The organism is Umezawaea sp. (assembly GCF_057122925.1).
Map to the genome: position 1 here is coordinate 1 of NZ_DBNGPQ010000076.1, position 11,858 is coordinate 11,858.

Sequence of the window (11,858 nt, forward strand, 5' to 3'; positions counted from 1 at the left end):
TTGAAGCTTAGCAAGCGATTTTTCTGACTGTCAAATCGGCCTGCGAGGCATTCAGTTCTGAAGATTGTGGCCCCCGCTCCGGCCCGTTTCCGGTCCGTGTCGCGGTGACAAGGAGAAAGTTACACCCCCATGAACTGGGGTCCAAATCGGGGTACCCCTAGGTCCAAGGTCAACAAAACCCCAGCTAGAACGGCATCCCCGACCCCTCAGAGTGCCCCGAACGGCCGGAAACCACTCCTCACTGTGACCGGGACCACCAAAACTTTTCCTCATCGGCTCGCGACGGGCAGGTGGACGACGACCGCCAGCCCTCCGCCGGGCACCGCTTCGGCGTGCACCAGGCCCTCGTGCGCGGTCACGGCCGCGCGCACGATCGACAGCCCCAGCCCGGTGCCCGTGCGCGCGGTCCGGTCCGCGCCACCTCGGCGGAACGGTTCGAACAGGCTCTCCACCAGCTCGTGCGCGATCGGGGGTCCGGACGACGACACCCGCAGCACGGACCACTGCGGCCCGCACTCGGTGACCACGTCGATCCACCCTCCGACCAGGTTGTGCCGCACCGCGTTCTCCAGCAGGTTCCCCGCGATCCGCTCCAGCAGGGCAGGGTCGCCGACGGTGGGCGCCGGGCCGGTGCGGAAGCTCATGCGCAACTGCTTGGCCGCCGACTCCGGCCGCGCGGCCCGCCACGCCGAGTCCACGACGGTCGCCAGGTCGACGGGTTCGTGCACCGCCAGGCGCGTCCCCTCGGTGCGGGCCAGCAACAGCAGCGCGCTCACCAGTTGTTCCGCGCGTTCGGTGGCGGACCGGACCACACCCGCCATGCGCCGCAGCTCCTCGACGTCCGCGTCCGGGTCGGACAGCGTCACGTCCAGCTCGGTGCGGATGACGGACAGCGGGGTCCGCAGTTCGTGGGAGGCGTTCGCGACGAACCGGCGTTGCGAGTCGAACGCCGCCTGGAGGCGGTCGAGCATCCCGTCGAACGTGTCGGCCAGCTCCGCGACCTCGTCGCGGGGGCCTGCGAGCCGCAGCCTCTCGCCCAGCGACTCGGCGGACAGCCTGCGGGCGGCCTCGGTGACGTCGTGCACGGGTTTGAGCACCCGCCCGGTGATGGCCCAGGCCAGCACGGCGGCGGCGAGCACGACGAAGAAGAACGCGACGGCGCCGGACCGGACCACGTCCGCGCGGGCGTTCGCGCTCAGCACCTGGCTCAGCACGTCGGTGTCGACCTCGACGCCGTCGACCTCCACCGTGCTGCCCTCGGGGAACGCGGGCATCGAGTCGACGACGCGACCGACGAGCATCCACCCCAGCAGGAGCAGCAGGCAGCTCACGAACGCGACGAGGGCGGTCGCGAGCAGCGTGATCCGGAGGCGGAGACCAGGACCCCGCCGGTGGGCGAAGTCAGTCCTCAGCGGAGCCGGTCCCGGCACTGGGGACCCGGTAGCCGGAGCCCACGACGGTGTCGATGATGCCCGGCTCGCCGAGCTTCTTGCGCAGCGTCATCACGGTCACCCGAACGGTCGTGGTGAACGGGTCGGCGTTCTCGTCCCACACCCGTTCCAGCAGTTCCTCACTGCTGACCACGGACCCCTTGGCCGCGAGCAGCACTTCGAGGACACCGAACTCCTTGCGGGTCAGCTCCACCAGCGCACCCGCCCGCCGCACCGTCCGCCGGGCGGGGTCCAGCTCCACGTCCCGCGCGCTCAGCAACGGGGGCGTGGCAGGCGTGGCGCGCCGAGCCAGCGCCCGGACCCTGGCCACCAACTCGGGAAAGGCGAACGGCTTCGCGAGGTAGTCGTCAGCGCCGAGCGACAGCCCGGCGACACGATCGTCGACACCGGCGCTGGCGGTCAACATCATGACCCGCGTCAACGCACCGGAACTGAGGATCTCCTTGCACAGCTCATCACCGGACATCCCCGGCAGGTCGCGGTCGAGCACCACCACGTCGTACCGGGTGATGGTCGACTTCTCATGACCGGACTCGCCGTCGTAGGCGACGTCGACGGCCATGCCTTCTCTCCGCAGGCCGCGCGCGATCGCGTCGGCCAACGGCACTTCGTCCTCAACAACCAGGATCCGCACACCACAACGCTACCGGCACCCCAGGGGAAACACCCGCGCACGACGAGCGACCGAGCCGCATGACCGCCCACCAGCGGACACCGCGCGAAACGCGGCCGATCCCGCTCCCGCCGCGACCGACGGCCACGAGCCCCGCGACGCCGAAGGCCCCGGCCACCCGAAGGCGGCCGGGGCCCAACGACCCGAACCTACTTCTCCACCGCCGCGCCCACCTCAGAAGAATCCGACGTCTCGCCCAACCGCCCGGCCACCCACTCGGTCACCCTCCGCGCCACCCCCTGCGCCGTCAGCCCGAGCGATGCCAGCACCTCCCCGCGCTCAGCGTGCTGGTGGAACTCCTGCGGCACCCCGAGGTCCCTCAACGGCACCTCCACGTCCGCGTCCCGCAGCGCCGCGGCCAGCGTCCAGCCGAACCCGCCGTGCCGCCCGCCGTCCTCGACGGTGACGACCAGCTTGTGCTCGGCGGCCATCGCCACCAGCTCCGGGGGCACCGGGTGGATCCACCTCGGGTCGACGACGGTCACCCCGATGCCCTGGTCGGCCAACCGCTGGGCCGCGGCGACGCCCAGTTCGCCGAACGACCCGACCGGCACCAGCAGCACGTCGGCGCTCTCACCGGAGGCGGGCCTGCTCAGCACGTCGACCACGCCGATCCGCTCCAACGCGGGCAGGTCGGCGCCGACGGACGCCTTCGGGTACCGCACCACCGACGGCGCGTCGCTGATCGACACGGCCTCCCGCAGCTCCTCGCGCAGCGTGGCCGCGTCGCGGGGTGCGGCCACGTGCACGCCGGGGATGAGGCCGCAGATGGACATGTCCCACATGCCGTGGTGGCTGGCCCCGTCGGGCCCGGTGATCCCAGCCCGGTCCAGGACGACGGTCACGCCCTGCTTGTGCATGGCGACGTCCATGAGGAGCTGGTCGAACGCCCGGTTGAGGAACGTCGCGTACACCGCGACCACCGGGTGCAGGCCACCCATCGCCAGGCCCGCCGCGGACGTCATGGCGTGCTGCTCGGCGATCCCGACGTCGAAGCACCGCTCCGGGTAGAGACCTGCGAACTTGTCCATCCCGACCGGTCCGCGCATGGCGGCGGTGATGGCGACCAGGTCCTCGCGCTCACCGCCGAGCACGGCCAGCTCGTCCGCGAACACGTGCGTCCAGGTGCGCTTGGACGGTCCGACGGCCTCGCCCGTGATGGGGTCGATGACGCCGGTGGCGTGCATCTGGTCGGCCTGGTGGTTCTCGGCGGGCGCGAACCCGTTCCCCTTGCGGGTGACGGCGTGGACGATCACCGGGCCGCCGAACGCCTTGGCCCTGACCAGCGCGGACTCCAGCGTGGGCAGGTCGTGGCCGTCGACGGGTCCGATGTACTTGAGCCCGAGGTCCTCGAACATGGCCTGCGGCGCGAGCGCGTCCTTGATGCCGCGCTTGGCGGCGTGCAGCGCCGCGTACAGCGGCTTCCCGAACAGCGGGGTCCGCTGCAACGCGCGCCGCCCGCTCTCCAGCACCTGCTCGTAGCCGGGGCGCAGCCGCAGCGAGGACAGGTGGTCGGCGAGGCCGCCGATCGTGGGCGAGTACGAGCGGCCGTTGTCGTTCACGACGATGACGACCGGGCGGGTCTTGTCCGCCGCGATGTTGTTGAGCGCCTCCCAGCACATGCCGCCGGTGAGCGCGCCGTCGCCGACGATCGCGACGACGGTGCCCTCGGAGCCGGTGAGCTGGAACGCCTTGGCCAGGCCGTCCGCGTACGACAGCGCGGTCGAGGCGTGGCTGTTCTCCTCGACGTCGTGCTCGCTCTCGGAGCGCGACGGGTAGCCGGACATGCCGCCCCGCTGGCGCAGCGCGTCGAAGCCGTCGCGCCGGCCCGTCACGATCTTGTGCACGTAGCTCTGGTGCCCGGTGTCGAAGACGACCGGGTCGTGCGGCGAGTCGAAGACCCGGTGCACGGCCATGGTCAGCTCGACCACCCCCAGGTTGGGGCCCAGGTGACCACCGGTCCGGGAGACCTTGTCGACCAGGAATCCCCTGATCTCCTCCGCGAGCCGCACCAGCTCCTCGGCGGTCATCCTTTTCAAGTCCGCCGGTCCCTGCACGGATTCCAGCAGCGTCACCGCTCCACCTCGCCTGTGGTCTGCGTCGGTTCGGATTACGCATCGTGGTGGATGCGCATCGTCCGGTCAGTCTACGGAGGCACGGCTGAGACGCAGTTCCTCACCCGCTCGCCCTGAACAGGACGTGAAGACCACCCGCCCGGTTGGCTCCTCAGGGTGTATGGAGACTCACGTTCGTGGGACGAGCAGCGCCACGCACTCGACGTGGTGTGTCATCGGGAACGCGTCGAAGGCCCGGAGATCGGCCAGCTGATACCCCAGTTCCGCGAAGGTCGCCACGTCACGTGCCAGCGCGGCGGGGTCGCAGGCGACGTAGACCACCCGTGCGGGTGAACGCCGGGCGATCTCGCCGACGACGACCTTCCCGGCGCCCTTGCGGGGCGGGTCGAGCACCACGACGTCCGGGGTCTGGTCGACGAAGTCGGGTGAGGACAGGACGTCCTCGACCTTGCCGCGGCGGAACTCGACGTGGGGCAGGTCGGAGAGGTTGGCGACGCCGTCCTGGACGGCCTGGTGGGACGACTCGACGACCACGACGCGGCCCGCGGTGCCCACCTGCTCGGCGAGCACGGACGCGAAGAGCCCGACGCCGCCGTAGAGGTCCCAGGCCAGCGAGCCCGCGGCCGCGTCCGCCCACTCGCGGACGACGGCGGCGAGGGTGTCCGCCGCGGCGGGGTGGACCTGCCAGAAGCCCTCGGCGTCCAGCCTCCAGGTGCGTTCGGCGGCGAGTTCGACGGCGGTGCCGCTGCCGCGCCTGCGGATCGGCTTGCCGGGGACCGCGCGGCGCCCGTTGCGCGGCTGGGGCTTGCCGGACTCGGTGACGTGCACCTGGCCGCCCGCGTCGCGGGTGAGGGACAGCTCGCCGCCGACGGCCCACTCGCGGCGCACGGCCTCGTCCAGCGCGCCGGGGGCGGCGATGACGCACTCGTCGACGACGACGACGTTGTGCCTGCGGTGGCCGCGGAAGCCCGCCCTGCGCTCGGGGCCGACGGCCATCCTCATCCGGGTGCGCCAGTGCAGCGGGCCGCCGGGCAGCTCCTCCACGACGACGGCGCGGTCCACGTTCGCGAGCCGGTGCAGCTGCTCCTCGACGACGGCGGCCTTGAGGTCGCGCTGGGCCTCCCAGGAGGCGTGCTGCCAGTCGCAGCCGCCGCACAGGCCGGGCCCGGAGAACGGGCACGGCGGCTCGACCCGGTCGGCGGACGGCCGGAGGATCTCCACCGCGTCGCCCCGGCAGAACGAGCCGCCGGTGTCGTCGGTGATCCGGACGACCGCCAGTTCGCCGGGCAGCGAGTGCCGGACGAACACGACCCGGCCCTCGTGGCGGGCGACGCAGTGGCCGCCGTGCGCCACCGGTCCGACCTCCACCTCGATCCGGCGGTGGCGCCAGTCGGGCTTCTCGACGACCTCCCCGCCCGCGGGGAGGTCGTCGTGGTCGGCTGGCTCGTCGTGCGAAGTCACCTGGGGTCCCTCTTGTCCAAACCGCGACGGATCGCGCCGGGCGCGATCACGTCCTTGTCGTGGACCCGGTTGGAGGACGCGAGCTGCCACGGCACGCTCGTCACCATCACACCGGGTTCGAACAGCAGTCGCCCCTTGAGCCGCAGCGCGCTCTGGTTGTGCAGGATCTGCTCCCACCAGTGGCCGACCACGTACTCGGGGATGAACACCGTGACGACGTCGCGCGGGTTGTCCGAGCGCATCCGCTTCACGTAGTCCAGCACCGGTTTGGTGATCTCGCGGTAGGGCGACTCGATCACCTTCAACGGGATCTTGAAGGCTTCCTTCTCCCAGTCTTGCACGAGTCTGCGGGTGTCCGCGTCGTCGACGTTGACCGTGACGGCCTCCAGCACGTCCGGCCGGGTGGCCTTGGCGTAGGCCAGCGCGCGCAGGGTGGGCATGTGGAGCTTGGACACGAGCACCATGGCGTGGTTGCGGGCGGGCAGCATCTTCTGCCGCTCCTGCTGCCGCAGCTCCTCGGCGACGCGGTCGTAGTGCCTGCGGATCGCGGTCATCAGGGCGTAGATGGCGGCCATCGCGGCGATGGCGATCCAGGCGCCCTTGGTGAACTTGGTGATCAGCACGACCACCAGCACGGAGCCGGTCATGACCAGGCCCACGGTGTTGATCGTCTGCGAGCGCCGCATCCGGTTGCGGGCGACCGGGTCCTCCTCGGTCGAGAGGAGCCGGTTCCAGTGCCGGATCATGCCGAGCTGGCTGAGCGTGAACGACACGAACACGCCGACGATGTAGAGCTGGATCAGCCGGGTGACCTCGGCGTCGAACGCGATGACCAGCACGATCGCCGCGCCCGCGAGGAACACGATGCCGTTGCTGAACGCCAGCCGGTCGCCCCGCGTGTGCAGCTGGCGGGGCAGGTAGCGGTCCTGGGCGAGGATCGAGCCGAGAACCGGGAAGCCGTTGAACGCCGTGTTCGCGGCGAGCACGAGGATCAGCGCGGTGACCGAGGCGATGAAGTAGAAGCCGACCGGGAAGCCCTCGAACACGGCGCCCGCGATCTGGGCGACCATCGTCTTCTGCTCGTAGCCCGGCGGCGCGCTGACGATCTGGTGCGCCGGGTCCTCGGCCATCCGCACGCCCGTGACCTGCGCCAGGACGATGAGGCCCATCAGCATCGTGACGGCCATCAGGCCCATGAGCAGCAGCGTCGTGGCGGCGTTGCGCGACTTCGGCTTGCGGAACGCGGGCACGCCGTTGCTGATGGCCTCGACGCCGGTGAGGGCCGCGCAGCCCGAGGAGAACGCGCGGAGCACCAGGAACACGAACGCGAGGCCCATGAGGTGGTCGTCCTCGGCCCGGATCTCGACGGTCGAGCTCTCCGCGTGCATCTGGTCGCCCAGCACGAACGCCCGGAACAGGCCGTAGCCGATCATCAGGAGGATGCCGACCATGAACGCGTAGGTGGGGATCGCGAAGGCGGTGCCGGACTCGCGCAGGCCGCGCAGGTTGATGGCGGTCAGCAGGACGATCGCGGCGACCGCGAACTCGACCTTGTGGGTGGCGACGTAGGGCACGGCCGACCCGATGTTCGCCATCGCCGAGGCGATCGACACGGCCACGGTGAGGATGTAGTCGACCAGCAGCGCGCTGGCGACCGTCAGCCCGGCCTTGCGGCCCAGGTTCACCGTCGCGACCTCGTAGTCACCGCCGCCCGAGGGGTAGGCGTGCACGTTCTGCCGGTAGCTGGCGACCACGACGAGCATCACGGCCACGACCACGAGGCCGACCCACGGCGCCAGCGTGTACGCGGACAGGCCCGCGACGGACAGCACCAGGAAGATCTCCTCCGGCGCGTACGCGACGGAGGACATCGCGTCCGAGGCGAAGACCGGCAGGGCGATGCGCTTGGGCAGGAGCGTGTGGGCTAGTCGATCACTGCGGAAGGGCCTGCCGACGACGAGGCGCTTGGCCGCGGTTGCGAGCTTGGACACGGGTCCAGAGCGTAAGCGGTCCGCTCACCGTTCCGGACCAACCGCGGGGGTTTGTGGTGCGGTCGTCGCCGGGCCCCCGGCGAGCGTCCTCACGCGACGCCCGACGAGCGGTCCGCCCGCCGTTCCGGCGGTGGGGCAGGTCCGGGGTAGGTTCGGTCACGCTGGTCGCGTGGGTACCCGCGCGAAAAACGAGGAGGCACGCAGTGCACGTGGTGATCATGGGTTGCGGCCGGGTGGGGACATCCCTGGCCAAGGCCCTGGAGCGACTTGACCACCAGGTCGCGGTCATCGACAAGAACGCCCAGTCGTTCCGGCGGCTGGGGGCCGACTTCCACGGGCAGCAGGTCATCGGCAACGGCTTCGACCGGCAGGTGCTGATCGAGGCGGGCATCGAGCGCGCGGGTGCCTTCGCGGCCGTCTCCAGCGGCGACAACTCGAACATCATCTCGGCGCGGGTGGCGCGCGAGACCTTCGGGGTCCAGCACGTCGTCGCGCGCATCTACGACCACAAGCGCGCCGAGGTGTACGAGCGCCTCGGCATCCCGACCGTCGCGACCGTCCCGTGGAGCACCGACCGCTTCCTGCGGGTGCTCGTCCCGGAGGGCACCACGACGGCGTGGCGCGACCCGTCCGGCACCGTCGCCGTGCTGCCCATCGACGTCCACGAGGACTGGGTCGGCCACTCGGTCGCGGAGCTCCAGGAGGCGACCGGGAGCCGGGTCGCCTTCATCATGCGGTTCGGCACCGGTGTGCTGCCGGACTCGAAGTCGGTCGTCCAAGCGGACGATGTGATCTACGTCGCAGCCCTGTCCGGCACCGTCACCGACGTGACCGCCGCGGCCGTCCGCGCACCTGAGGAGAACTGATGCGGGTCGCAATCGCGGGAGCGGGAGCGGTGGGCCGCTCCATCGCGCAGGAACTGGTGTCCGACGGCCACCAGGTGATGCTGATCGAACGCGACTTCGCGCACTTCGAGCCGCACACCGTCGAGCAGGCCGAGTGGGTGCAGGCCGACGCGTGCGAGCTGTCGTCGCTGGAGGACGCGGGCATGCAGCTGTGCGACGTCGTCATCGCGGCCACCGGCGACGACAAGGTCAACCTCGTGGTGTCGCTGCTGGCCAAGACCGAGTTCGCGGTCAAGCGCGTCGTGGCGCGGGTCAACGACCCGGCCAACGAGTGGCTGTTCACCGAGTCGTGGGGGGTCGACGTCGCCGTCTCGACCCCGCGCATCCTGGCCGCGATGGTCGAGGAGGCGGTGACCGTGGGCGACGTGGTCCGGCTGCTGACCCTGCGCCAGGGCCAGGCGAACCTCGTGGAGATCACGCTGCCCCACGACACCCCGCTGGCCGGTGAGCCGGTCAGCGGCCTGACCCTGCCTCGGGACGCGGCGCTCGTGACGATCCTGCGCGGTGGGCGGGTCATCGTGCCGTCCGCGGAGGACACCCTCGAAGGCGGCGACGAGCTGCTGTTCGTGGCCACCGCCGCGGTCGAGACGGAGATCCGCTCCGCGCTGGGCTACTGACACGACTCCGCCCCGCCCGGACGCGACCGGGCGGGGCGGAGTGCGGTCCTGATCAGCTCTCGGTCGCCGGTTTGCCCGTGGCGTGCGGTTCGACCGGGTGGGCGTAGCGGGCCCGGAGTTCCTCCTCCGTTTCCCGCACCTGCGTCGCCTCGGCCTCCTCCAGCGCCTTGAGGCGCTTGTCGGAGCGGCGGACGGCCCAGACCGTCGCGGCCACCGCGATGGCCATGAGCGGGTAGCCCATGGCGAGGCGGGCGAAGGCGAGCCAGCCGACGGACGCGGTGTCGTAGAGCCACTGCTGGACGACGAAGCGCGAGCCGAAGACCAGCGCCCACACGAGGGTGGCGATGTCGTAGTCGCGGACCGACGCCCTGTCCCTGCGCCACGACGTGCCCCGGCCGTTGAGGAACGACCACGCCACGCCCGCGAGGGGCCAGCGGACCACGATCGACAGCACGAAGGCGCCCGCGTAGATGAGGCTCTGCCAGATGCCGAAGAGGAAGAAGCCCTTGGCTGAGCCGGTGCGGTAGGCGATGAACGCCGCGATGCCGACGCCGAAGAGGCCGGAGACCGCGGGCTGGACCGAGCCCTTGCGGACCACCAGCACGACGCCGATCAGCACCGCGGCCCCGAGGGCGCTCCAGATCGCGGGGTACAACCCCGCGAAGGTGTTGACCAGCACGAACACGACGACCGGGAGCGAGGAGTAGACGAGGCCGCTGACGCCGCCCATCTGCTCCAGCATGGTCGGCATCTTCTCCGGTTCGGCGGTGCCCTGCTTCTGCTCGTCCGTCACGTCCTGGCCGTTCGTCGGGGTCATGAAGCGTTCTGCAGCTCGTAGTACGGGTTGTAGAGCACCTTGCGCCCGTCGCGGACCGCGATGCGGCCGCGGGCCTTGATGGTGCGGCCCGGTTCGATGCCCGCGATGCGGCGGCGCCCCATCCAGACCAGGGTGACGCCCTCGGTGCCGTCGAAGAGCTCGGCCTCCAGCGTGGCGGCCGAGTCGCGCGGGCACATCTCCACGGTGCGGAGCCTGCCCATCACGGTCACCTCCTCGCCGGACTTGCAGTCGCACGCGCGCATGGCGCCGACCGCCTCGGCCTTGCGGGAGAGGTCGTCCGCGTCCAGTTCGGTCACGTCGCTGGTCAGGCGACGCATGAGACGGCGCCAATAGCCGTCCCCGGAAACACTCATCCCCGACTCCAGGTACATCGCAAGGGGCATCGTCGACGAAGCCCGTCCGAACCCCAGGGTAACCGGGCGCGGAGGTCGCGGGATCCGACTGGGGGAGGATCCTGGTCGTGATGCGCCCGATGGTCGATCTGGTCGGCCGAACCGCAGTGCTGCTCCCTGGGACGGCGTCGGACGAGGTGTTCGTCCGAACCGTCTTCGAAGAACCGTTGACGCAGTTGGGGCTGCGTTTGACCGCTCCGGCCTCGGCCTCGGTCGAGGAGCACCTGGCCGCGTTGGACGCCGCCTGGACCGGCACGCCCCTGGTCGTCGGCGGGGTCTCGCTGGGAGCCCACGTGGCGGCCGGGTGGGCGGTCCGGCACCCGGAGCGGTGCGCGGGTCTGCTGCTGGCGCTGCCCGCGTGGTCCGGACCCGCGGGAGAGGCGCCCGCCGCGCTGGCCGCACGGGCCAGCGCGGGCGTGGTGGAACGCGACGGCGTCGACTCCGCGCTGGTCGGGGTGGACGGGTGGCTCGGAGCGGAGCTGTCGCGGGCGTGGCGCGGGCACGGGCCCCGGCTGGCCGGGATCCTGCGGGCCGCGGCGGAGTCCGGAGCGCCCACGCCCGCGGAACTGGGCGGGGTGGCGGTGCCCGCGGGGGTGGCGGCGTGCACCGACGACCCGATTCACCCTCTTGAGGTCGCCCGTTCGTGGGCGAGTGCCCTGCCACGTGCGGTTCTGCGGACGACGACGCTCGGGGCGCTGGGAGCGGACCGCGCCTGCCTCGGCCGGGCGGCGGTGCTGGCGCTGCTGGCCGCGGCGACCGCGACCCGCGCGGGCTGACCGCCGGTCGTGACCGGTCGAGGTGCCCGACCGGTCGCGACCGGCGGTCCGATCAGCCCTCGGCCTGCGCGGCGATGTGCTTGGCGATGGCCTCGGGAAGCTCGATCGGCAGCGGCGTCCGCACCGGCATCGGCTGCGTGCCCCGCACCACGACCGTCCCGCGCAGCAGCTCGTAGAGCGCCTCCGCGATCACGGGGGCCTGCTCCTCCGGCCCGGCCGCGACGCCGCGCAGCAGCCACCGGGGCCCGTCGACGCCCACGAACCGGAGGTGGACACCGCTGTTGCGGGCGGTGATCTCCTCGCCCCACTGCCCGTTCTCCCGGTTGATCCGGGCGCCGTCCTCCTTGAGCTGGGCGATCAGCTCCGCGCCGACCTCCTTCCAGAGGCCGCCGCTGCGGGGCGCCGCGAAGGCGCTGACCGTGAGCTGCCCGGCGGGGGTGAGCAGGTGCACCGCGCGCACCGCGCCCGCGGGGTCCATCTCGACCTGGAGCTGCGCGCCGTCGGGCACCGGGAGCCTGATGGACCCCAGGTCCAGCCTGGTGATGTTGTCCCTGGGGGCTTCGGGCTCGTCGTAGGGACCGTCGTCGGCGACGTCGAACTCGTCGTCGAACTCCACGTCCTGCTGCGCGGTCTCCCGGTTCGTCGCGTGCCTGCCCCGCTTGCGGCGCCGTCCGAACAT

Annotated in this window: 11 protein-coding genes; 3 read left to right on the forward strand and 8 right to left on the reverse strand. The window is 71.5% G+C overall.

Translation table 11 applies throughout. From position 1 onward, the window contains the following. Positions 1 to 269 precede the first annotated feature (269 nt). From AC156L_RS16745 to AC156L_RS16765, 5 genes are all read right to left on the reverse strand, one after another. On the reverse strand, positions 270 to 1,430 hold the full coding sequence (locus tag AC156L_RS16745) for a sensor histidine kinase (protein WP_330876966.1): 1,161 nt from the start codon (positions 1,428 to 1,430) through the stop codon (positions 270 to 272). Continuing rightward, entirely contained in the window at positions 1,402 to 2,085 is a 684-nt protein-coding gene (locus AC156L_RS16750) for a response regulator transcription factor (RefSeq protein ID WP_330876965.1), read from the reverse strand. The genes AC156L_RS16745 and AC156L_RS16750 overlap by 29 nt, the downstream gene beginning before the upstream one ends. Before the next feature lie 188 nt (positions 2,086 to 2,273). Continuing rightward, positions 2,274 to 4,199, reverse strand: coding sequence for a 1-deoxy-D-xylulose-5-phosphate synthase (gene dxs, locus AC156L_RS16755; protein WP_330876964.1), 1,926 nt, complete (start codon positions 4,197 to 4,199; stop codon positions 2,274 to 2,276). A 168-nt stretch (positions 4,200 to 4,367) separates the two neighbouring features. Further along, on the reverse strand, positions 4,368 to 5,573 hold the full coding sequence (locus tag AC156L_RS16760; RefSeq protein ID WP_330876970.1) for a class I SAM-dependent RNA methyltransferase: 1,206 nt from the start codon (positions 5,571 to 5,573) through the stop codon (positions 4,368 to 4,370). An 83-nt stretch (positions 5,574 to 5,656) separates the two neighbouring features. After that, on the reverse strand, positions 5,657 to 7,651 hold the full coding sequence (locus AC156L_RS16765) for an APC family permease (protein WP_330876963.1): 1,995 nt from the start codon (positions 7,649 to 7,651) through the stop codon (positions 5,657 to 5,659). Positions 7,652 to 7,854: 203 nt separating this feature from the next. Between AC156L_RS16765 and AC156L_RS16770 the strand changes: the two genes are divergently transcribed. Together AC156L_RS16770 and AC156L_RS16775 are read left to right on the forward strand one after the other, a co-directional pair. Next, positions 7,855 to 8,517, forward strand: coding sequence for a potassium channel family protein (locus AC156L_RS16770; protein WP_330876962.1), 663 nt, complete (start codon positions 7,855 to 7,857; stop codon positions 8,515 to 8,517). After that, the gene (locus AC156L_RS16775) at positions 8,517 to 9,173 is read left to right on the forward strand and encodes a potassium channel family protein (RefSeq protein ID WP_259622144.1); all 657 of its coding nucleotides are present in this window, start codon (positions 8,517 to 8,519) and stop codon (positions 9,171 to 9,173) included. Before AC156L_RS16770 ends, AC156L_RS16775 begins: the two co-directional genes overlap by 1 nt. Positions 9,174 to 9,225: 52 nt before the next feature. On the opposite strand, the gene AC156L_RS16780 is transcribed toward AC156L_RS16775, so the two are convergent. Together AC156L_RS16780 and AC156L_RS16785 are read right to left on the reverse strand one after the other, a co-directional pair. Beyond that, on the reverse strand, positions 9,226 to 9,990 hold the full coding sequence (locus tag AC156L_RS16780; RefSeq protein WP_330876961.1) for a DUF3159 domain-containing protein: 765 nt from the start codon (positions 9,988 to 9,990) through the stop codon (positions 9,226 to 9,228). Then, entirely contained in the window at positions 9,987 to 10,364 is a 378-nt protein-coding gene (locus tag AC156L_RS16785) for an OB-fold nucleic acid binding domain-containing protein (protein ID WP_330876960.1), read from the reverse strand. Before AC156L_RS16785 ends, AC156L_RS16780 begins: the two co-directional genes overlap by 4 nt. A 110-nt stretch (positions 10,365 to 10,474) precedes the next feature. Between AC156L_RS16785 and AC156L_RS16790 the strand changes: the two genes are divergently transcribed. Then, a complete protein-coding gene (locus tag AC156L_RS16790; RefSeq protein WP_414719917.1) occupies positions 10,475 to 11,179 on the forward strand; it encodes an alpha/beta fold hydrolase in 705 nt (234 codons plus the stop codon). 52 nt (positions 11,180 to 11,231) lie between these two features. Here AC156L_RS16790 and AC156L_RS16795 read toward each other — a convergent pair whose 3' ends face one another. After that, a complete protein-coding gene (locus AC156L_RS16795) occupies positions 11,232 to 11,858 on the reverse strand; it encodes a DUF3710 domain-containing protein (protein WP_330876959.1) in 627 nt (208 codons plus the stop codon).